Here is a 21,771-nt window from a genome sequence, read left to right as displayed (position 1 = left end):
AGAGTCTTTTTTAGTGCATATATTTTCGATTATATTTCCGCTTATTTTTATTGTGTTATGCGGCTACATAGCAAGCCGAAGTCAGTTTTTAGAACGCATTCATATAACAGGGCTCAGTAAATTTACTTTTTACATTAGTGTACCCAGTTTTTTATTTTTAAATATGGCCCAGGCAGACTTAAAAACCAGCGTGAGCTTGAATGGCTTTTTAAGCTTTTATATTCCCGTTATTTTAATTTATTTTTTTGCGCTCATTATTGACCGCTACACTCTCTCTAAACATCCTCAATATGAACGTCACAGTGTATTTGCCCTTGGCAGTAGTTATTCAAATACCGTATTGGTGGGCTTGCCCATTATCATAGCCGCCATGGGTGAGCAAATGATGGGCATTATTTTTATGATCATCACCTTTCATAGCGCGCTATTGTTCACCCTTACCTTTTTAATTAGTGCAAACAGTGCCAGTCATGCGTTTTCTTGGTCAACATTTGCCAAAAATATGCTACTCAACCCTGTCGTATTGAGTATTAGCACGGGTTTGTTGGTAAATTTAGCAGGGATTACTTTATTTGCTGATTTAACTAATGGCATAGCGCTTTTAGCTAAACCTGCCATTGCCTGTGCGTTATTTGTTTTAGGCGCAAACTTAGCTTTTTATAAAATTAGCGATAACTGGCAAGCGGCAGCTATTGCCAGCCTGTTAAAGCTAGTTATATTGCCCGCCTTAGTATTAGTGTTAGGCACACACGTATTTGCTATTAATGAGTCACTCTTAAAAGTACTCGTATTATTGAGCGCATCGCCCTTGGGAGTTAATGCGTACTTAATTGCATGCCAAATAAAACAACATCAAGATACGTTAGCCAGTGCGGTTGTTTTATCGACAGTTTTGAGTGTGGTGAGTTTTAGTATGTGGTTAACAATTCTACTGTAGACAAATACCTAAAAGTATTGGCATTTATCTAACAGAAAGTGGCTTAGCTAAATGCTAGTTTACACGCTATGCATCTACATTCGCTGGTGCATTGATGGTGATATAATCACTTTTATGGCGAGTTTCATCATAACTAATTTGTGCAACAGCGCCGGTATTAAAAATAGGCATGTGCCCAGCACACAACTGATCAACCAAATAGCTCACCATAGGCATATGGGCAACCACAAGCCAAGTATCGCATTCCGGATGAAGCGCGATTAACGTTTCTAAATAATCTGCAGCAACCTGCGGGTTACCTTCAGGAATAATATCTTGGCAGGTCTCTTCAAATAAAAAGGTATTATTTTTTTTAACACCCTCAGCTGTTTGCTGCGCTCTTACATAAGGACTCACTAATAACCCCGTTGGAGCATGCTTTTTTTGTAACCACAGCCCCATTTTTTCTACCTGCTGATGGCCCAAAGGAGTCAAATTTCTACTGACATCATCAGAGTGCATCGGTATTGCTTCACCATGACGCATTATCAAGATTGTTTTCATAAAAAATCAACCAATTAAAGAATATAAAACAGTAGCCAGTTTGCTCGAATTTCCGCTATATTAATAACTCAAACCTATTTATTTTCTTAAAATAGTTCTTTCATGATGTTCAGGTAAATAGCATTGCATTCCTGAAGTTATCATCTGTTGTTAACAATTATACGTTTAGTTTCAGGAGCATCATTTGAAAATCAGCACCAATGATAACAGAGCTTACCGCACACTAACACTGGACAATGGTCTAAAAGTACTTTTAGTGCACGATCAAGACTCAGCAAAAGCTGCCGCATCCATGGCTGTTAACGCTGGTCACTTTGATGATCCGCTTGATAGACAAGGCCTAGCGCACTTTTTAGAGCATATGTTGTTTCTAGGCACTGACCTTTATCCTGAATCAGGAAGTTTTAATAATTTTGTCTCGCAGTCTGGTGGCAATACCAACGCGTGGACTGGCACAGAGCATACCTGCTATTTCTTTGATATTAATAACCATCATATTGAAACAGCATTAGCACAATTTAGTCGGTTTTTTATAGCGCCCACACTAAACCCCGCTGAAACAGAAAAAGAACGTAATGCTATTGAGGCTGAGTTTAAATTAAAAATTAAAGACGATGGCCGTCGAATTTATCAAGTGCATAAAGAAACGGTTAACCCAGAACATCCTTTTGCCAAGTTCTCAGTGGGAAACTTGCAAACATTAGCAGATAGAAAGCGCTGTATTAGTGATGAATTACGTGACTTTTTTAATAGGCATTACCAAGCTCAGTGGATGACGTTAGTGATTTGTGCCAATGAGTCATTAGATACACTTGAGGCATGGGCAACCCAGTATTTCTCCCAGATAAAGGGAGATAAACACCAATTAAAGCCACCTATAGAAGCGCCGCTTTATCGCAGCCAAGACTTGAGTAAGTTGCTTCATATTGAACCACACAAACATGTACAAAAGCTGATTATTAGCTTTGCCATGCCAAACATTGACGATTTTTATCGTCATAAAACGGTCAGCTTTATTGCGCACTTACTAGGTTATGAGGGGCAAGGCTCGTTGTATTCTGTGCTTAAAGAGCAAGGTTGGATCAATGCCCTCTCTGCAGGTGGCGGAATTAATGGCAGTAATTTTAAAGACTTTAATATTAGTATGGCGCTGACCGATGAAGGCATTGAATACTACGAAGATATTATTGAAATGGTGTTTGAATACATTTGTTTAATTAATAACAACACCAGTAAACTACCTCGCCTATATCAAGATAAGCAAAAGCTATTACAAATCGCATTTGATAACCAAGAAAAGTCTCGCCTAATTGATTGGGTCAGTAATTTAAGTATTAACATGCAACATTACGATGAAGTTAATTACTTACAGGGTGACTATTTAATGGAGGGCTTTAAAGCCAGCACGCATGAAATGGCGATGCAGTGGTTAACTCCGCACAACATGCGTTTAGTGCTTATTCATCCTGATGTAGAGCCTGAACACACAGCTGCTTGGTATAATACCCCCTATAAAATTGAAAAATTGTCGCTTCATTGGCTCGAAGCACTTGCACAGATTAGCCAGCCACAAAGTGAAATGCTATTGCCCACGGCTAATCCTTATTTAGCTAAAGATGTCATTTTATATCCGGTTGAATCACAGCAACGATATCCAACATTACTGGTAAAAGAAGCAGGCTTTGACTTTTGGTTTAAACAAGACGCCACCTTTAGAGTCGCCAAAGGGCATTTTTATTTAGCCATGGACTCTGACTTTGCAGTAAAAGATGTGAAACATATGGCACTGACGCGGTTATTTTCAGATTTATTCATGGACAGTGTTGGCGAACAGTTTTACCCAGCGGAACTTGCGGGCTTAAGTTATCACTTAACCTCTCATCAAGGTGGCTTAACGCTTCACACTGCGGGGCTTTCTTCAAGCCAACTCGAATTAGTCGATCAGCTGATTGATGCACTATTTAACGTAAAAATTTGTGCCAAACGCTTTGCAGAATATAAAAAGCAATTAGTTAGACACTGGCGTAATAGCAATCAAAACAAACCCGTTAGTGAGCTATTTAGTATTTTAGGCGCTAAAATAATGCCGTGGAATCCTCAGCCTGACGAGTTAGCAAATGCACTCAAAGACACCTGTTTCCATCAGTTTAATGAATTTAGACAAGCGTTTTTTAATGCCCTTCATGTTGAGTCTTTTTTACATGGTAATTGGCAGCAGAATGATGCGCTTGAGTTTCAAAAGAAGGTCGCCCAGCACCTTAAAAAATCAGCCGTTATCGACGATTTAAAGCGCCCACTTTATGAAATTACTAAAGTGACCCGCTACGAGCTTGAACTTGCCTGCAGCGATAATGCCATGGTGATTTACTACCAAGCACAAAGCGATGACGTTAATGAAAAAGTGAAAATGATGGCGCTAAATCATTTAATTAATCAAGATTACTTTAATGAACTCAGAACCACGCAACAACTCGGTTATTTAGTAGGGGCGGGATACGCTCCTTTTAATACCCGTGCTGGTATTGCCTTTTATATACAATCACCAAAATTTGAGCCCACCACGTTACTGCACAGGCATAATTTATTTATTAGCCAGTATTTAGCAACAATTAATGAACTAACAGAACAAGACTGGCTGCAACAAAAACATGGATTAACAACCCATATTGCTGAAAAAGACAAAAATTTGCGTTTACGTTCACAACGTTTATGGCTTGCTATAGGTAATGGCGATCATCGGTTTAATATGCAGCAACGCCTGCTGGATTCTTTAAACGCATTAACGCTTGAACATTTAAAAGCCTACGCCGCTGAAATTTTTAATGCAGATCGCCCAAGATATGAGCTTTTAAGTGCCAAATCTGTGAATTTGTCTGAGAAACTACCACTTTATTCGCATTCTCTTTGACTCTTGCTCGCGCTTGATTTAGATTGTCTTTTGTTAATAAGAAGTAAGACAATGAAAAAATAAATGAAAAAAATAAAAATAATAAAATACATTCTATTGTTGGCCTCTTTGGCCACAGCCTACTCAGCGAGTGCATTCGAGTCATCGTTTAACTTGAATTTAAATGCGTTGGTCGTGAGCGTGTGCGCAATAATGTCGTTAGTTGTGGTTTATTTGTTAACGATTGTTCACTCACTCAAGCGTTCACACTCTCAATTACAGCTTTCTGAAAAACGATTAAAAAGTACCGTAGAAGGCAGTGGTGATACTCTATGGGATTGGAATATCAAAACCGGTAAAGTTATTCGTATCAATGACAAATACGTGATGAATAGTAATAACCTAGTAGAATTTCCACCGAATAAAAGCTTGATCCACCCCCGCGATTTAACCCATGTTGATTACCTACTAAAAAAACACTTTGCCGAAGAAAGTACTTTTTTTGAAGCAACTTATCGTATTAAAGACAGCTTTGGTAAATGGCACTGGGTGCTCGACCGCGGAAAAATCATTGAAAAAGACGCTAACCTAAGCCCACTGCGAATGACTGGCACAGTCAGAGATATCTCGCAGTTAAAATCAACGGAAGATCGACTTAACTTATTTGCAAAATGTGTTGAGTCACTCACTGATGCGCTGGCCATTTATGATAAAGACTTTAGGCTTGTGGATATTAATCCCAGCTTTTTAACTTTGTTTGGCGGCGTACGCGAGCAATACCTAAAGAAAGAGTTTCATTTAGCCGGTTACGACAAAAGCTATATAGAATCCATAAAAAATACCGTTAGAAAGCACGAACATATTCAAGAAGAAGTAAAGCTTCGCAATAGCGATCATGCTCTGCTGCCTTTTGAAATTTCAATAGATGAAATTAAAAACGCACAAAATCAAATAACCAATTATGTGGTGGTGTATTCAGATTTAACCGAACGTAAAAAGACCGAATCTGAACTGAATAATTTATCAAACCGAGATCGCACCACCAGCTTACCTAACCGTAATTTGTTTTTTTCTGACTTACAAAAACTCGCAAAGCAGCACTCTCATCATGCATTACTCGTATTTGATTTAGATAACTTTAAAAAAATAAACGACTCATTAGGCCATCAATTAGGTGATAGTTTACTGGCAAAGCTTGCTATGCGTTTAAATAAGCTCACCCGTGAAAATGACGTATTTTATCGCCTTGGCGGCGACGAATTTGCGCTAGTTATGTCAAACACCAACGATATTCTCACTATCACTCGCATGGCTAAACAGTTTTTGGCGGCCATAGCTACACCATTTAAAATGGCAGGCCATGAACTTGCTATCACCTCAAGCGTTGGTATAGTGTTGTTCCCCGAAGATGGTAACACCCCCGAAATACTATTAAAGAACGCCGATACTGCGATGTATCATGCTAAAAAGAAAGGCAATAGCTACCTGTTCTTTAATGACACCATGAACCGCCAAGCAGTAAAACGACTGCAAATAGAAAACCTAATGCGCTTTGGCTTAAAAGAAGATCATTTTGAGGTGTATTACCAGCCTAAAATGAATATTCGTACTGGTAAGCTTGCTGGAATGGAAGCGTTGGTACGTTTTATTACCCCGAAAAAGGGGGTTATTAGCCCAGGGGTATTTATTCCAATTGCCGAAGAAACAGGGCAAATTATTGAAATTGGTGAAGTAGTTTTAAACAAAGCTTGTCGCGATGTAAAACAGTGGTTAGATGCAGGCTTATTTAATGCCCGTGTTGCTGTTAACTTATCAGCAAAACAATTTAGCCTACCCGATCTAACCTCGCGCATAGATGTGATTTTACAAAAAAATGAACTGCCCTCGTACTTTTTAGAGCTTGAGATAACTGAAGGCACCGTAATGGACGATCCACAAGAAGCCATTGCGATTATGCGCTCTTTAAGTGCCCGTGGTATTCACTTAGCAATGGATGACTTTGGTACCGGCTATTCATCACTTGCGTATTTAAAGCAGTTTCCACTCAATACGCTTAAGGTAGATAAAGCCTTTATCGATGATATGAAGACTGAACGTGGCCGCAATATGGTGGACTCTATCGTCACTATTGCGCATAACCTTGATTTGCATGTAGTTGCCGAAGGGGTGGAGCAAGCGTCGCAAATAAGCATACTTGAAGAGCTAAACTGTGAAACACTGCAGGGTTATTACTACTCTAAACCACTCTCAAAAGATGAATTTACTGCGTTTTTAAAACAACAACAAAGCCAATCAAAACTCAGTTTAATTAGAGCGACCAGTTAAGCACGCCATAGACACGCATTTACACCTATATTGCGTATCAATGCACGTCGATAATGCATATTAAACAAGCACCAAGCAACAGGACCAAACACGCCACCTAAAAATAACCAGCGTTTAACAGGCATGCCCTTTTTAATGGTTTCTAAATACATAAGCGCTATAAATACACCGCTAAGCAAAATAAATAACACCACCACCTCAACCAGCTCAAAAATAAGGCGCGTATAATAGCGTTAAACTGGCTAAATTTGAAGCAACGCATGCTGCTAATCAGCAATAATGCTTAATCAATTTGAGGGGCAAATCAGACACAAAAAAGCCGAGCAACTTAAATACTCGGCTAATCATCATAGATTTATAGCGGCTTACTTGTCAGCACGGCCCATAAACTTATGCTCTGCGGTATTAATACGGATGCGATCGCCCGTAGAAATATGCTCTGGCACTTGAATAATTAAGCCGGTTGATAAACGAGCAGGCTTTGAACGCGCGCTGGCTGAAGCACCTTTAATTGAAGGGTCGGTTTCCTCAACTACAAGCTCAACACTTGAAGGAAGATCAAGTCCAACTGGCGCACCATCAATCACAATAACATGCACGCCTTGGGTCTCTTCGTTAACAAACTGAATCTCTTCAGCTATCGCGTCTTTAGCCAAGTTGTAAGGCGTGTAATCTTCGTTATCCATAAAGACATACTCATCGCCATCAATGTACGACAGCATCGCTTCACGACGGGTTAAATCTGCAAGGTTAAGCATATCGCTGTCTTTGAATGTTTCGTCAACTTTACTACCCGTTACTACATCGTATAAACGCATACGGTATAAACTACCACCGGCACGACCTTGTGGTACAGAACGTACGATATCTTTTACTACTAATACACGGCCATTAAAGTCAATAGCCGTCCCTTTTTTAACATCACTTGCCTTTGGCATGGGTGAATTCCTATTGTTTTTTTGATTGCGAGAAACATACCACGAAACTGATTTTGTTCAACAATAAAGTGATATGATTAGCTTCTTACTTCGTACTGACTCATAAATCTGTAATTTAGACTTAAACTCGTGTTATCTAGTGGCAAAAAGCTGCTATGGTTAAGTTATCGATTATGACCTCAAGGAATGGCTCATGAACCAACAAACTGTACATACCTATTTAATGAACAAGCCGTTAGTTAAACTAACCCAGCCTTTTGCTAAAGATGTTGATGTGTATAAAGTAAATCATAAAATGTTTGCCACTCTTGCACTTAGCAATGAGGGTGAAACCGACGAAAATGGCGAGCCTATTTGGTGGCTAAACTTAAAGTGCGATCCTGATGAGGCGCAATCATTACGAGATATTTTCCCTGCCGTTATTCCTGGTTATCATATGAATAAACGCCTTTGGAATACCGTGATTTTAGATGGCTCAGTACCACAGGGTGAAATTGAGCGTATGATTGATAACTCGTTTAATTTGGTGGTCGACAACATGCCTGACAAAGATAAAAAGGCCATTGAAGCGTTACTGTAAATAAGCGTCCAGACGCAACTTTTACCAATTCGATTGATTAAGTATTATTGTTGATTATCGAACACAAAAAAGCCGCATAATTTGCGGCTTTTTTACGTTAACTTAAAACATTAATCTTTCTGTTCAGTCGTCTCATTTGGAGTGTCAGTTGATTTATCATCACCTTGCGCTAACTCCACTTCAGCTTTATTAGCGGCTGTTGTGTAAAACTTATCGCCCTTGTCAGCCATTGTAAGTAAAGTATCACAAGGTGTAAAAATAGCGTTGTTGTTAGCCAGAGTAGACATATCAGAGCTTATTTTACCTGCTCCTAATTTATCCATATAGCTAAACGGGCCACCTAAGAACGGTGGGAAACCAATACCAAAAATAGCACCAATATCACCATCACGCGGGCTGGCAATAATACCGTCATCTAAACAGCGAACGGCCTCATTAAGCATTTGTGAGATACAACGCTTAGCAATTTCGTTTTTATTTAAACGTGGAGCTGGGGTTACACCTAGTAGCTCATAGACTGACTCATCAACCTTTTTGCCTTTCTTGTCGTATTCATAAAAACCACGACCCGTTTTACGGCCTAAGCGTTTTGAATCAATCATGCGCGAGAAAGCATCTGGGCCTTTAAAACGCTCACCGAGTTCTTTTTCAAGAATTGGCGCGATTTTAGAACCAATATCAATACCGACTTCATCAAGCAGTGCCAACGGCCCTACTGGAAAACCAAACTCAATTAAGGCTGCGTCAATTTTTTCAATTGGCTCACCGGCAAGCATTAAGTTTGCCGCCTCATTCAGGTATGGCGCTAAAATACGGTTAACATAAAAACCAGCCATATCTTTTACCACAATTGGCGTTTTACCTTGCTTACGCGCAAAGTTAACTACACGAGCAATCGTTTCTTTTGAGGTGCCTTCGTGAGGAATAATTTCTACCAGTGGCATTTTCTCTACTGGTGAGAAATAATGTAAACCAATTACATTTTCAGGACGCGCTGCTTTAGCTGCAATTTGCGAAATAGGTAATGACGAAGTATTACTTGCGAAAATAGTATTCGCTTGGCAATGCTGCTCTACATCAGCAACCATACCTTGCTTAAGCTCTAAATCTTCAAATACGGCTTCTATCACTAAATCTATGTGTTTAAAACCGCTGTAATCGGTAGTGCCGGTAATACGGTTCATCGTTAACTGCATATCGGCTTTAGACATAATACGGCGTTTAAGACGCTTATCTAAAATTTTGTATGTGTAGTTCATGGCATTACTTATGCCCTGCTCTGCCACATCTTTAATTCGCACCGGCAATTTAGCTTTGACCGCACTCACATGGGCAATACCTGCGCCCATTAAGCCACCACCTAACACGGCAGTTTTACTAATCGCGGGAGCATCATCATTGCGCCATTCTTTTTTCATTTCAGTGGTTGCAAAGAAAATACCGCGCAGCGCTTTAGACTCATCACTCATTACCAATGTGGCAAAACCTTCTGCTTCGGTTTTATATGCTTTCATTTCATCAAGCTCTACGCTTGCACGTACCGCTTTAATAATTGCAAGCGGCGCAGGGTAATGACCACCGGTTTTTTTAAGAACGTTTTCTTTAGCTTTTTTAAAGATAAAGTTACGACCAAATGGGTTTGACTCTAATAGCTGACTAATTTTATCAAGTTTAGGCTCTTTAGCTTGTGGCTTTTTCTTTGCCGCAAACTCTTTGGCCACTTTTAGCAGTACGCTTTGTGGTACACAATCATCCAATACACCGGCTTTTTTAGCTTGTTTAGGACGAATTTGTTTTCCGGTTAGCATCCACTCAAGGGCTTTTTGAATGCCCACGATTTTAGTTAAGCGCTGTGTACCACCACCGCCAGGTAATAAACCTAGTTGTACTTCTGGTAAACCAATTTTAGTTAAAGCGCTATCTGTACCTACGCGGTAATCACAGGCTAAAGCAAATTCTAAACCGCCACCAAGCGCTGCACCATGTATAGCACTAACTGTGGTGTACGGAAGCTTTTTCATATCAAAAAATGCTTGATGGCATAATTCGCTAATAGCTAATGCATCTTCACGCTTTTGCACGCTGTCTAGCATTTTAACATCGGCACCAGCAATAAAGTTATCGCTTTTACCACTAATAAATACCATACCTTTAACTGCGTGCTCTTTAGCTTGTGCTAATAATGCTTTTAAATCATCAGCAAAGCTATCTCGCAGGGTATTCATTTTCTCACCCGGCACATCAATGGTCACTACGGCTATTTTGTTATCATCAACCGTTAAATTAAATACTGAATCTGTCATTACGCACTCTCCAATACAAAGGCTGCACCTAAACCACCCGCAGCACAGGCAGTCGTTAACGCTAAACCACCGCCACGACGCTTAAGCTCGTATAAACTTTGTGTAATTAAACGCGCGCCGGTTGCCGCAAATGGATGACCATATGCAAGCGAGCCGCCGTTCACGTTGAACTTATCCATGTTAATTTCACCTATGGCTTTATTACGCCCTAAGTGCTCTTGTGCAAATTTATCTGAAGCAAACATTTTCATATTCGCTAAGGTTTGCGATGCAAACGCTTCGTGCATTTCAATTAGATCTAAATCGGCTAACGTAATACCTGCTCTATCAAGTGCGATAGGCGTTGAGTGAGCCGGCCCCATTAGCATGTCTTTTTCTACGCCAATCGCTGAAAACGCAAAACTGCGTACGTAGCCTAAAATTTCGTAACCCAATGCTTTTGCTTTGCTTTCGCTCATCATTAATACTGCGGCTGCGCCATCGGTTAATGGGGTTGCATTGGCTGCAGTGACTGAGCCGTGTTGACGGTCAAATACCGGCTTAAGCTTGGCATAACCTTCAACCGTTGAGTTTTTACGAATATTGTTATCTTCTTCAATAAAGCTTTTATAAGGCGGTAAATGAGCCGTCATTACTTCATCTTTAAGCTTGCCATCAGCCCAGGCTTGAGTTGCCAGTGAGTGAGAACGATGCGCTAAAGCATCTTGATCTTCACGGCTAATGTTATGGGTTTTAGCCATTTGCTCGGCTGTTTGTCCCATTGATAAACCCGTTGAGTACTCAGCAACCGCTGGCGGCACTGGCAATAAATCTTTTAAACGTAGCTTTGAGAATATTTTTAAACGCTGACCAAGCGTACGTGCTTTGTTTAAATCAACTAAGCTACCCGCTAATTTTTTACTTACACCAATTGGCAATACAGATGATGAATCGGCACCACCGGCAATACCTACGCTTACAGAGCCTGCCATAATTGATTCAGCAACGTTTGCTATCGCTTGAAAACTCGTCGCACAAGCACGCGATACAGAGTACGCATCAACCGATACTGGCATCCCAGTACCCAATACAATTTCACGCGCAATATTTGGCGCTTCTGGCATTTGTACTACTTGCCCAAAAACCAATTGATCGATTTCTGACTTGTCGAAATTTAATCGCTCAAGCATTTCATTAACTACTAACTTACCCATATCCAACGCTGGTACATGGTGGAACGCAGTCGCTTGCTTAGCAAAAGGAGTACGTAAGCCGCTTACGATGGCAATACGGTCGCCTTTTGGTGTTTTAAGTATGTTTTGCTCAGACATTTATTATTCTCTCCCGCTGACAGGTCAGACCTGTATATTTTCTCCGATTCTAAACAACCCGTGTAATAAAGCCAATAGATAAAGGTAAATTAATACAAAAGCGCCATTGTAAATCACTACATACATTGTATGAGGGTAATACAATAGGCTTTTTTAGCTGGTTTTACAAAGTTTTATGTTAGGCTAAAAAATCGTTAAAAAATAACGAACTATTTTTAAAAAATCAGTCTAACTCTTGAGTTATCCACTTATAAACCTTATAACTAGCTCAGTATTTGTTACCTAACCAATTTAGGTATTATTTAAGCTGACGAGGACAGTCCACTTATTATGGCAGCTAACGCATTTTCACAATTAAAAACGTATTTAGACACCCAAATTATTGGCCAGCCTGCGCTCACTCAAGCACTATTAATTGCTATTTTAGCCGATGGTCATTTATTAGTTGAAGGCCCACCGGGGCTTGCAAAAACACGCGCTGTTAATGCCTTAGCAAAAGGTATTGAAGGCTCGTTTCAGCGTGTTCAGTTTACCCCAGATTTATTACCAGCCGATGTGACCGGCACCGATATTTATCGCCAACAAACCAGTGAGTTTGTGTTTGAAAAAGGCCCTTTATTTCATAATCTCATTTTAGCGGACGAAATAAACCGAGCACCAGCAAAAGTACAATCGGCATTATTAGAAGCAATGGCCGAGCGCCAAGTCACGGTAGGCAAAAACACCTATCCACTCAGTGACCTGTTTTTAGTGATGGCAACACAAAATCCGCTTGAGCAAGAAGGTACTTACCCGCTACCAGAAGCGCAATTAGACCGTTTTTTAATGCACCTAAGTATTAATTACCCAGGTGCTGAGCATGAGCTTGATATTTTACGTTTGACCCGTGGTGAAGCACTTAATGATGAAGCCCCAGTGCTTGAGCAAATTTCACAACCCGATTTGTTTGCTGCGCGAAAAGCAATTTTAGGTCTGTATTTGGCCGAGCCATTAGAGCAGTACCTAGTTCAGTTGATTATTGCTACTCGAGAAGGCGCAAACTTAGATGAGCAACTTGGCCGCTGGATTGAATACGGCGCCAGTCCACGTGCCACGATTGCTTTGGATAAGTGTGCCCGCGCTCATGCGTGGCTAAGTGGCCGTGATTTTGTATCACCTGACGATATACAAGCTGTTGTGCATAATGTATTACGCCATCGCATTATTCTAAGTTACGAAGCACAGGCCGATGGTATTACTAAAGATCAGGTCATTAGCCGTATTGTTGAACTAGTCGCAGTACCTTAAGTTATGCAAACACACGTTGATTCTCAGGCATGGCTTAAATTAAGCCATAGCCATGGTGTTAATTTATCGCTTAAAGAGCTGATGTATTATAAAGCAAAAGCGCAACTGCTTGAGCTGGCACCTAAAGTTAAAATAAAAAACACCTTGGCGGGGCAATACCTTGCGCCCCACAAAGGCCGGGGTATGGAGTTTGCCGAAGTGCGTCATTATCAAAACGGTGACGATATACGCTCTATTGATTGGCGCGTTACCGCACGCACAGGCGAAACCCACACTAAACTTTTTCAAGAGGAAAAAGAGCGCCCGGTATTTGTGTTTACTGACTTTTCAAACTCAATGCTATTTGGCTCGCAATTACTGTTAAAATCGGTGCAAGCGGCACATATTAGCGCCTTAGTTGCGTGGTCAGCGTGTCAGCGTGGCGACAGAATTGGCGGTATTGTGTTTAATCAGCACTCGCATTTAGAGCTAAAACCCAGCGCTCGTGAAAAAGCGGTATTAAAACTATGCCATAATTTATGCGATGCGCATCAGCTGGCTCTTGAAAACATTGATAAGCCGGCCGCGAATAATTTTAGCGATAACCTCAAACGTTTAAATCACTTAGCTAAGCCCGGTAGTTTGGTTTATATCGTTTCTGATTTTAACGCCTTGGATGACGCCAGCTTTAAGCAACTGGAACTTTTAGCGCGTCATTGTGAACTGATTGGGTGTCATATTAGCGACCCCTTTGAACATCAATTACCTGCTTTTAAACAAACGGTAACCGTCAGTGCTAATAATCAGCAATTTGCCCTGCCCTTAATGGACAAGAGCTTTAGACAACGATTTGCCAAAAATGCCGAGCACGCATTTAGTGCGCGCATTAATCGCTTAACAAAGTCTGGACTCACCCTATTATCATTTGATGCAGCCACTGCGCTGGAACTGCAATTAGTGAGAAAATAAATCATGCAAACCTCTCCACTTGATGGTCTACACGATATTATTGCTCCCACCCAAGTCGACTGGTGGCCACTCGCTCCTGCTTGGTGGGTTGTTATTGCAATTGCTGTGTGTTTATTGTGTAGCTTAATTGTCATAATTTATAAAAATTATCGCTTTAAAAAGCCAAAACGTGATGCCATTGCATTAGCTAATCAACAACAGTCAGCGCAGCAATTACATGTCATTTTAAAGCGTTTAGTGATCACCTATTACGATCCGCGTTTGGCCGCGCAATCAACAACGCATTGGTGCAACACATTAAACCAACTTTCAGCTATTGGCTTTACAGAAGAAGAAATTTTAAGCCTATATAACGCTAATCAAACACAGGCAGCCCTCAGTGATAAATTTCGCCAAGCCATTAAACAATTTAAACTAAAGGAGCCGCTGCATGTTTGAATTTAGCTGGCCATGGCTGTTTTTATTACTGCCGCTACCTTTAATATTGTTACTATTAAAACCCGCCGCCAATGATGCCAACACGCGTCTGCGCATTCCAAGTTTTGCATCACATAATTTAAGCAATCAAAGCATAGAGCCAAGTGCGCGTAAATTGAATATTATCGAGTGGTTGCTGTGGTTATTATTAGTGACCGCATCAGCAAATCCAACGTGGTTAGATGAGCCCATATCGCTACCCAACGAAGGCCGCGATATAATGCTCGCTGTGGATTTGTCAGGGTCAATGACCGAACAAGACATGGCTTACAATGGCCAATATGTTGACCGTTTAACCATGGTTAAAGCAGTACTAAGTGACTTTATAGAGCAGCGCCAAGGCGACAGACTCGGCCTTATATTGTTTGGTGATACCGCTTTTTTACAAACCCCATTGACGCGTGATGTGAAAACCGTCAGTAAAATGCTCTCTGAGGCGCAAATTGGTTTAGTAGGACGTGCCACGGCGATTGGTGACGCTTTAGGTTTATCGGTAAAACGCTTTGCCAGTAAAAAAGAAAGTAACCGTATTGTGGTGTTGCTTACAGATGGACAAAACACCGCAGGAAATTTAAACCCAGAAGATGCGCTGCTACTTGCCCGTGAAGAAGGTATAAAAGTGTACACCATCGGAGTCGGTTCAGATAACCCGCGCGGCTTTAGTTTATTTAATATGGGCTCTGGGGGCAGTAACCTAGATGAGGGCTTATTGAAAAAAATTGCTGAGCAAACAGGCGGTCTATATTTTAGAGCAAAAGATGTCGCTGGCCTGCAACAGATTTACGCTGAGCTTGATAAGCTTGAACCAATTAGTGCCGATGAGCAAACCTTTCGCCCACAAACAGCCTTGTTCTATTATCCGTTATTACTGGCCATTTTACTCATAAGTGCAATGGCATTGATAAAAACGGTGCGCGCAATGAAGGAGCCAGACTAATGGATTTTGAATTTATTCGTCCTGCTATTTTATGGCTGTTACTCCCTGCCTCAGGGTTATTTTTTATCGCCTTACTAAAACATAAAAAAACCCAGTCAGCGCCGCTTATTGCGCCGCATTTGGCACCATTTGTAATGAGTGAATCAAACAATAAAGCTCGCCAGCCGCTGTGGCTGGTTGCGTTATTTTGCAATTTAGCGATTATATTTAGTGCAGGGCCAAGCTTTGAAGAGAAACAAGTACCCGTATTTCAAAGTAAAAGTGCCCGCGTTATTGTCATGGATATGTCCTACTCTATGTATAGCACCGACATTGCTCCCAATCGATTAATGCAATCACGTTTTAAAGCCCTCGATATGGTTGAGCTATTTAAAGAAGGCGATACCGCGTTAGTGGCTTACGCAGGCACTGCCTATACCATTTCACCACTGACCAACGACGCTAAGACTCTTGCCAACCTTATTCCTAGTTTAAGCCCTGAAATTATGCCAGATAAAGGCTCAAACGTACTCGCTGGCTTAGATATGGCACAAGAGCTACTAAGCCAAGCCGGCTACCTCGATGGCGATATTATTTTGATCACCGATGGTATTGAACAACAACAGCAAAGCGATGTAAGCCGTTTTACCAACAGTAGCCAATATCGACTTAATATTTACGGCGTAGGCACAGCGCAAGGAGCTCCTATAAAGTTACCTGAAGGCGGGTTTTTAAAAGATAATTATGGTCAAATTGTGGTGCCAACCCTCAATGCATCATTACTTGAAGGACTTGCAAAAAATAGTGGTGGGCAGTTTGCCGATTATCAGCCAAGCAATAGCGATATTGCCGTTTTTTCACCGCAAGCAAACAGTGAAGTATTAAAAAGTGAAAAACAAAATTTAGCCTTATGGCGAATTGACGCCGGTATTTATGGTTTGCTTATTTTACTGCCTTTAGCTTTGTATTTATTTAGACGTTCTGCATTAGTTAGCGCAGTACTATTACTTAGCTTTTTACCTCAACAAAATGCGCATGCCGCAGAGCTGCCAACCCTGTTTAAAAATACGGATCAACGGGCATTAGAGGCATACAACAACAAAGAGTATCAACAAGCAGCCCAGGCTCGCTCAAGCGCTCTCAAAGGGGCTGCACTTTATCAGCAAGGGCAATTTGATGCTGCCTTAAATGAGTTTAGCCAAGATAAGTCAGCAACCGGTTATTATAACTATGGCAACGCCTTGGCTAAAGCAGGACAATTAGAGGCTGCCATTGACGCGTATAAACAAGCGCAAGTAAAGCAAGATAACTTTAGTGAAGCCGCTGAGAATCAAGCGCTTGTTGAGCAGTTACTGAATCAACAGCAAGACCAAGAAAATCAGCAAGGCAATGATTCGCAAAATCAAGATAAGCAAAGTCAAGATGATGCAGATAAATCAAAACAAGATCAGCAAAAAAATGGCGAGAAAAACAACGCAGATAAAAGCGAAGAGGACAGCCAAAATAGTGAGCAACAGCAATCAGATCAGTCCTCGGAACAATCAAAAGATCAACAAGGCCAATCTGGTGAGCAATCAGACAAACAGAATGAGCCTGACATGCAAGCTCAGTCACAAAGCCAACAAAATGAAAATAAAGACGAGAATACACCGCAGCAAGATGAGCCTCAAAATCAACCTAATGAAATGAGTGAGCAACCGCCCTCTGATGAGCAAAAACAGCAGGCACAGCAACAAGCCATGCAGACACAAGCCGCTGAGCTCACTAATGAAGAAAAAGAAAAAGCACAGCAACTAAATCAGTTATTAAGAAAAGTGCCCGACGATCCCGCTATTTTATTAAGAAACAAAATGCAATTAGAAGCCCAAAAAAGACAATATCAACGCCGTCCAACAGGAGTAGAAAAATCATGGTAATGCGATTATTTTGCTGTTTATTGCTATTAACTGCCATGCCATTAATGGCCGCCACCACTTTGGAGGCAAGCGTTGATAAAAACCCAGTATTAGCGGGTGAATTTTTTATGCTTAATATTAGCATTGATGATTCAATAAAAGGACAACAACCCGACACCTCAGCATTATTAAAAGATTTTGTAGTCGGCCCTATGAGCTTAAGTAGCCGCACTAACATTATTAATGGCAGTATAAAAAAACAAACCTCTTGGTCTGTTAAACTAATGACCCGCAAGGCGGGTGAATACACCATTCCCAGTTTTAGTGTTGCAGGGCTAAACTCGCAACCAATTAGTTTATCGGTTAAAGAGCGCAGCAGCGACGCAGATAAAAATAACGATATATTTTTAAAAACCTCGCTCTCAAACAACAGCTTATTTGTACAAGAGGCTGGCGTTTACACCATTAAGCTTTACTTAGCCAAAGAGCTTCTTGATGGCAGCTTAAGTGCGCCAAGTATGGAAGATGCCCAACTTACCCAACTCGGTAAACAAAGCGAAGATTATGAACTGGTTAACGGTAAACGTTATTTAGTGATCACCCGTAATTATTTAATTCAGCCCCAAAAAAGTGGCGCCTACACTATTGCAGCTCCCGTTTTTCAGGGGCGTATTCAGCAAAACTATCGCCAATTGGAAGTGTCAGCGCTTGGCGATGAGCAGCAAATTGAAATTAAACCTATCCCTGAAAACTATCAAGGAGACTGGTTACCCAGTGAACTGGTGAGCTTAACCGAGCAATGGCAGCCAGAGGATAATACCGTTGAAGCCGGTACGCCGATAACTCGTACAATTATGCTCACCGCGCTAGGGGTGACTAAAGAGCAACTACCCGAAATTGATATGCCTACTATTAATGGTATTCGCAGCTACCCTGATGAAAAAGAAACCAATAATGCGGTACGTGATGGTCGAGTGGTATCACAGCAAAGCGCCTCATTTGCGCTATTGCCACAAACACCTGGCACTTACACATTGCCTGAAATTAGCTTGCCTTGGTATAACACCAAAATAAATCGAATTAGTTATGCGACCTTACCTGAGCGTACTATTACAGTAACCCCCAGTACAACAGCGCCAGTGCAAACGCTTAATCCGCCAGCTGAAAACAACCTAAATAACACTATGGCAGAGTCAACGGAGCAAGCAGTTACAGTGCAACAACAAACTGTCACACCACTGTGGCTAATTATTGTGGCCTCGCTTGGTTATGTTTTATGGATTGCGACGGTGATTTTTTACTTTATTAAACGCCCAGCTAAAGAAGTGCAACAAGCGGCTCAAACAACTAATAAAACAAATCAACAACCATCTTTAAAAGCCCTGCTGGTATTAGCTAAAAGCCATGACGAAAAAGCATTTTACGATGCGCTTAATCAGTATGCGCTAACCCTTACAGGTAAAAAGGTAGGGGCGCTATCCCATTTATGCGCTATGATAAACAACTCAGAGTTCACCGCGCAGGTAAACAATTTACAAGCACAGTTGTACAGTAATCAAACGGCTAGCGCCAACTTAGACGCTATAGTTAGCATGTTAAAGGCACATCAATCGCAAACAGCTAAGCCTTCATCACCTGCGTTAAAAGAGCTGTATTCTTGATCTCAATAGTATTTTGCTTTTTTGACCTATAATAATTTTAACTAAAAAGTGCTTATGTTTGGAAATAAAAAATCGAATGATCGGGTCTTACTAAATATGGCTGAAAAACAACAACGCTACGAAGCCCTGGTTCACGTTTATCATAAGGAACTCTATCGCTTCGCTTACTGGTTATGTAACGATCCGACTATTGCAGATGACTTAGTGCAAGAAACCTTTTTACGTGCTTGGCGCTCGCTTGACTCGTTACTCGATCAAAAAGCAGCTAAACCATGGTTGCTAACAATTTTAAGACGCGAAAATGCGAGGCGCTTTGAGCGCAAGCAATTTGATTACAGTGATGTAGATAACGACACGCTAGTGGATCAAACCAGTCATTCTTTAGATGATGAAATGGAGCAAACCGTTATTCAACGGCAAATTTCGTTGTTGGCCGATGAATACAAAGAGCCGCTACTATTACAAGTGGTTATGGGCTGCTCTGGGGATGAAATTGCAGACATACTCGATTTAAACAAAAATACGGTTATGACACGTTTATTTCGAGCAAAAAATCAACTTAAAGAGGCACTAAGCCGTGATGATGAACAACTTAAAGGGGCATCAAAATAATGGATGAACTTGAGTTTCGTCGCCGCACGATTGCACAGCCAAACGAGCTAGACAAAGAACTACTGGAATTTGCAAACAGCAGTCCCGATAGACAACAATTTTTAAATGAAAATAAAGCATTTGATAAGCAACTCAATGATGCGCTTGATATTCCTGTGCCTGACAACCTTGCTGAACGGATTATTTTAAACACCTCGTTAAAAGAAAAAGCCAGAAAAGATGAGCTTGAACAAAAAGACAATGTCATTGATTCACGCTCACGCTTTAAGTTTGACCGTGTATATTTGGCGTTCGCTGCTTCATTTGTGATTGCGGTAAGTGCGTTTATGTTTAGCACAGAGCAAAACTTGAATCATGCGGCTGGCGAGCATGCATTGGCGCATGTTTATCATGAACTTAACGCGTTAAATAAAACTCAACCTATCAGCTTACAAACAGTCAATGAAAAGCTGGCTTTACTTGGCGGTCAACTTAATGATCTACCTGGGAAAGTTACTTATGTTAACTTTTGCGATTTTCAAGGCGAGGAAGGCATCCATTTAGTGTTTGAATCGGACTTTGGCCCTATGACCGTGTTTATTGTTCCTAGTGATAACAAAGTCTTTGAAATTGGCTCGGGTGACTTTAGTGACTCTCGCTATGTAGGTCATATAAGCCGAGGAAAACAAGCTGATACTGTACTAATAGCAAGCCTAGGCTCACCGGTTGATATGTATAATGAACGTATTGCAGGCGCTATTCGCTGGCTGTAATACCAATTTGTATAAATATTTGAACAATTTAACGAATTAAACTCCCTTATATCTAAGCAGATTGATATAAGGGGATGGGTATTACAAACAATAAAAAACCGCAACGAGTGTGCGGTTTTTTTATTGCTAATAAGCTAAAACTTATTATTGGTTACTTACATACATCAGCAACAGCGTTAGCAAAGTAATCGATGTTTGCTTGACTAATTCCCGCCACGTTTACACGGCTAGAGCCCACAATATAAATACCGTAGTCTTTTTGTAGACGCTCGATTTGCTCTTTATTAATACCTAAGAAAGAGAACATACCGTGTTGGCGGTCTATAAATGAGAAGTCTTGAGCAATGTCTTTGGCTGCAAGGCTGTCTTTAATTAAACTACGTAAACCATTAATACGGTTACGCATTTCATCAAGTTCACTGTGCCATAACTGCGTTAACTCTGTGCTGCTTAAAATGGTGTTTACAATGTCTGCACCGTGCGCTGGCGGCATAGAATAAATGCTACGTACCACACTTAATAATACCGAGTTTGAAATATCAGCGGTTGCACTGTATTTTGCAATAATTGAACACGCACCAATACGCTCACGGTATAAGCCAAAGTTTTTAGAACATGATGAACAAATGATCAACTCTTCAACCGCATTGGCTAAAATACGTAAACCATTCGCATCTTCTTCTAAAGAAGAGCCAAAACCTTGATATGCAATATCAATTAATGGCGTAAAACCCACATCTTTTGCAAGTTCAGCAATAGTATTCCATTGTGTTTCGTTTAAATCCATACCACTTGGGTTGTGACAACATGCATGTAATAACACCACATCGCCCTTAGGCACCTGTGTTAGTGTTTCAACCATTTCATCAAACAATAAATCTTTGTTTTCGTAGTCGTAGTATGGGTATTCTTTTACCGTTAAGCCTGCAGCTTCAAATAAGCTAATGTGGTTAGCCCACGTTGGGTTAGTAACCCATACAGTAGCGCCTGGATTACAACGTACAATAAATTCTGCTGCAACACGAAGTGCGCCTGTACCACCAGGTGCTTGTGCTGTGCGTACGCGATTAGCTAATAATGCCGGGTGCTCACCAAGAAGAAGATTTTCCATTTGTTGACAGTAATCTAAGTTACCAGCAAGTCCAATGTAAGATTTGCTCATTTCATTTTCTAAACGAAACGCTTCTGCTTTTTTTACTGACTTTAATACCGGGGTATTCCCCTGCTCGTCTTTATATACACCAACCCCTAAGTCAATCTTATTTGGGTTAGTATCTTGCTTGTAGGCCGCCATAAGGCCAAGAATAGGGTCTGTTGGTAATGGTTTTAATACTGAGAACATTGGCTATCTCTTCGTTATTTAGGGGTTAGCTGTTGCGCTAAGCTTAACATAAAAACTC

18 protein-coding genes are annotated in these 21,771 nt (G+C 40.8%); 12 read left to right on the top strand and 6 right to left on the bottom strand.

What is annotated here, in order from left to right:
- The first annotated feature begins 13 nt into the window (after nt 1–13).
- Nucleotides 14–937 carry an AEC family transporter gene (locus tag QL986_RS04995; protein ID WP_024602805.1) on the top strand — a complete coding sequence of 308 codons (924 nt, stop codon included), beginning with the start codon at nt 14–16 and terminating at the stop codon, nt 935–937.
- Nucleotides 938–1,003: 66 nt separating this feature from the next.
- Here the strand turns inward: QL986_RS04995 and sixA are convergent, their stop codons facing one another.
- Complete coding sequence (gene sixA, locus QL986_RS04990) at nt 1,004–1,480, bottom strand: phosphohistidine phosphatase SixA (protein ID WP_024602806.1); 477 nt, start codon at nt 1,478–1,480, stop codon at nt 1,004–1,006.
- A gap of 184 nt (nt 1,481–1,664) precedes the next feature.
- On the opposite strand from sixA, the gene QL986_RS04985 reads away from it, so the two are divergent.
- Nucleotides 1,665–4,388 carry an insulinase family protein gene (locus QL986_RS04985; RefSeq protein WP_024602807.1) on the top strand — a complete coding sequence of 908 codons (2,724 nt, stop codon included), beginning with the start codon at nt 1,665–1,667 and terminating at the stop codon, nt 4,386–4,388.
- A 63-nt stretch (nt 4,389–4,451) separates the two neighbouring features.
- On the top strand, nt 4,452–6,692 hold the full coding sequence (locus tag QL986_RS04980) for an EAL domain-containing protein (RefSeq protein ID WP_033103870.1): 2,241 nt from the start codon (nt 4,452–4,454) through the stop codon (nt 6,690–6,692).
- On the opposite strand, the gene QL986_RS04975 is transcribed toward QL986_RS04980, so the two are convergent.
- On the bottom strand, nt 6,689–6,883 hold the full coding sequence (locus tag QL986_RS04975) for a hypothetical protein (RefSeq protein ID WP_024602809.1): 195 nt from the start codon (nt 6,881–6,883) through the stop codon (nt 6,689–6,691). The genes QL986_RS04980 and QL986_RS04975 overlap by 4 nt on opposite strands.
- A gap of 174 nt (nt 6,884–7,057) precedes the next feature.
- Entirely contained in the window at nt 7,058–7,630 is a 573-nt protein-coding gene (yeiP, locus tag QL986_RS04970) for an elongation factor P-like protein YeiP (protein WP_128583224.1), read from the bottom strand.
- Between the two features lie 193 nt (nt 7,631–7,823).
- On the opposite strand from yeiP, the gene QL986_RS04965 reads away from it, so the two are divergent.
- On the top strand, nt 7,824–8,210 hold the full coding sequence (locus QL986_RS04965; protein ID WP_013464512.1) for an MmcQ/YjbR family DNA-binding protein: 387 nt from the start codon (nt 7,824–7,826) through the stop codon (nt 8,208–8,210).
- Between the two features lie 110 nt (nt 8,211–8,320).
- Here the strand turns inward: QL986_RS04965 and fadJ are convergent, their stop codons facing one another.
- Both fadJ and fadI read right to left on the bottom strand, forming a co-directional pair.
- The gene (gene fadJ, locus QL986_RS04960; RefSeq protein WP_290191279.1) at nt 8,321–10,513 is read right to left on the bottom strand and encodes a fatty acid oxidation complex subunit alpha FadJ; all 2,193 of its coding nucleotides are present in this window, start codon (nt 10,511–10,513) and stop codon (nt 8,321–8,323) included.
- The gene (fadI, locus tag QL986_RS04955) at nt 10,513–11,823 is read right to left on the bottom strand and encodes an acetyl-CoA C-acyltransferase FadI (protein WP_013464510.1); all 1,311 of its coding nucleotides are present in this window, start codon (nt 11,821–11,823) and stop codon (nt 10,513–10,515) included. The genes fadJ and fadI overlap by 1 nt, the downstream gene beginning before the upstream one ends.
- A 330-nt stretch (nt 11,824–12,153) precedes the next feature.
- On the opposite strand from fadI, the gene QL986_RS04950 reads away from it, so the two are divergent.
- From QL986_RS04950 to QL986_RS04915, 8 genes are read left to right on the top strand one after another with little or no spacing between them, the layout of a single operon-like run.
- Complete coding sequence (locus QL986_RS04950; RefSeq protein WP_013464508.1) at nt 12,154–13,110, top strand: MoxR family ATPase; 957 nt, start codon at nt 12,154–12,156, stop codon at nt 13,108–13,110.
- A 3-nt stretch (nt 13,111–13,113) separates the two neighbouring features.
- Complete coding sequence (locus tag QL986_RS04945) at nt 13,114–14,058, top strand: DUF58 domain-containing protein (RefSeq protein ID WP_290191278.1); 945 nt, start codon at nt 13,114–13,116, stop codon at nt 14,056–14,058.
- Nucleotides 14,059–14,061: 3 nt separating this feature from the next.
- Nucleotides 14,062–14,496: a DUF4381 domain-containing protein gene (locus tag QL986_RS04940; protein ID WP_013464506.1), complete on the top strand. Its 435-nt coding sequence runs from the start codon at nt 14,062–14,064 to the stop codon at nt 14,494–14,496.
- Nucleotides 14,489–15,472: a VWA domain-containing protein gene (locus tag QL986_RS04935; RefSeq protein WP_290191277.1), complete on the top strand. Its 984-nt coding sequence runs from the start codon at nt 14,489–14,491 to the stop codon at nt 15,470–15,472. The genes QL986_RS04940 and QL986_RS04935 overlap by 8 nt, the downstream gene beginning before the upstream one ends.
- Nucleotides 15,472–17,367, top strand: coding sequence for a VWA domain-containing protein (locus QL986_RS04930; RefSeq protein ID WP_290191276.1), 1,896 nt, complete (start codon nt 15,472–15,474; stop codon nt 17,365–17,367). The genes QL986_RS04935 and QL986_RS04930 overlap by 1 nt, the downstream gene beginning before the upstream one ends.
- Nucleotides 17,361–19,007, top strand: a complete 1,647-nt coding sequence (locus QL986_RS04925) for a BatD family protein (RefSeq protein ID WP_290191275.1) — start codon at nt 17,361–17,363, stop codon at nt 19,005–19,007. The genes QL986_RS04930 and QL986_RS04925 overlap by 7 nt, the downstream gene beginning before the upstream one ends.
- Before the next feature lie 54 nt (nt 19,008–19,061).
- Nucleotides 19,062–19,619 carry a sigma-70 family RNA polymerase sigma factor gene (locus QL986_RS04920; protein ID WP_290191274.1) on the top strand — a complete coding sequence of 186 codons (558 nt, stop codon included), beginning with the start codon at nt 19,062–19,064 and terminating at the stop codon, nt 19,617–19,619.
- Entirely contained in the window at nt 19,619–20,371 is a 753-nt protein-coding gene (locus QL986_RS04915; protein WP_290191273.1) for a DUF3379 family protein, read from the top strand. Before QL986_RS04920 ends, QL986_RS04915 begins: the two co-directional genes overlap by 1 nt.
- A gap of 151 nt (nt 20,372–20,522) precedes the next feature.
- Here QL986_RS04915 and QL986_RS04910 read toward each other — a convergent pair whose 3' ends face one another.
- Nucleotides 20,523–21,713: an amino acid aminotransferase gene (locus QL986_RS04910; protein ID WP_290191272.1), complete on the bottom strand. Its 1,191-nt coding sequence runs from the start codon at nt 21,711–21,713 to the stop codon at nt 20,523–20,525.
- Nucleotides 21,714–21,771: the final 58 nt, after the last annotated feature.

It is taken from the genome of Pseudoalteromonas sp. APC 3250, from assembly GCF_030407915.1.
In the GTDB taxonomy this organism is placed as follows: domain Bacteria; phylum Pseudomonadota; class Gammaproteobacteria; order Enterobacterales; family Alteromonadaceae; genus Pseudoalteromonas; species Pseudoalteromonas tetraodonis.
This window is presented reverse-complemented; position numbering and strand designations above follow the sequence as displayed.

Excerpts from the sequence above, each read along its gene's own strand:
- sixA (WP_024602806.1), bottom strand. The coding sequence starts at position 1,480 with ATGAAAACAATCTTGATAATGCGTCATGGTGAAGCAATACCGATGCAC.
- QL986_RS04980 (WP_033103870.1), top strand. The coding sequence starts at position 4,452 with ATGAAAAAAATAAAAATAATAAAATACATTCTATTGTTGGCCTCTTTG.
- yeiP (WP_128583224.1), bottom strand. The coding sequence starts at position 7,630 with ATGCCAAAGGCAAGTGATGTTAAAAAAGGGACGGCTATTGACTTTAAT.
- QL986_RS04965 (WP_013464512.1), top strand. The coding sequence starts at position 7,824 with ATGAACCAACAAACTGTACATACCTATTTAATGAACAAGCCGTTAGTT.
- fadJ (WP_290191279.1), bottom strand. The coding sequence starts at position 10,513 with ATGACAGATTCAGTATTTAATTTAACGGTTGATGATAACAAAATAGCC.
- fadI (WP_013464510.1), bottom strand. The coding sequence starts at position 11,823 with ATGTCTGAGCAAAACATACTTAAAACACCAAAAGGCGACCGTATTGCC.
- QL986_RS04950 (WP_013464508.1), top strand. The coding sequence starts at position 12,154 with ATGGCAGCTAACGCATTTTCACAATTAAAAACGTATTTAGACACCCAA.
- QL986_RS04945 (WP_290191278.1), top strand. The coding sequence starts at position 13,114 with ATGCAAACACACGTTGATTCTCAGGCATGGCTTAAATTAAGCCATAGC.
- QL986_RS04940 (WP_013464506.1), top strand. The coding sequence starts at position 14,062 with ATGCAAACCTCTCCACTTGATGGTCTACACGATATTATTGCTCCCACC.
- QL986_RS04935 (WP_290191277.1), top strand. The coding sequence starts at position 14,489 with ATGTTTGAATTTAGCTGGCCATGGCTGTTTTTATTACTGCCGCTACCT.
- QL986_RS04930 (WP_290191276.1), top strand. The coding sequence starts at position 15,472 with ATGGATTTTGAATTTATTCGTCCTGCTATTTTATGGCTGTTACTCCCT.
- QL986_RS04925 (WP_290191275.1), top strand. The coding sequence starts at position 17,361 with ATGGTAATGCGATTATTTTGCTGTTTATTGCTATTAACTGCCATGCCA.
- QL986_RS04920 (WP_290191274.1), top strand. The coding sequence starts at position 19,062 with ATGTTTGGAAATAAAAAATCGAATGATCGGGTCTTACTAAATATGGCT.
- QL986_RS04915 (WP_290191273.1), top strand. The coding sequence starts at position 19,619 with ATGGATGAACTTGAGTTTCGTCGCCGCACGATTGCACAGCCAAACGAG.
- QL986_RS04910 (WP_290191272.1), bottom strand. The coding sequence starts at position 21,713 with ATGTTCTCAGTATTAAAACCATTACCAACAGACCCTATTCTTGGCCTT.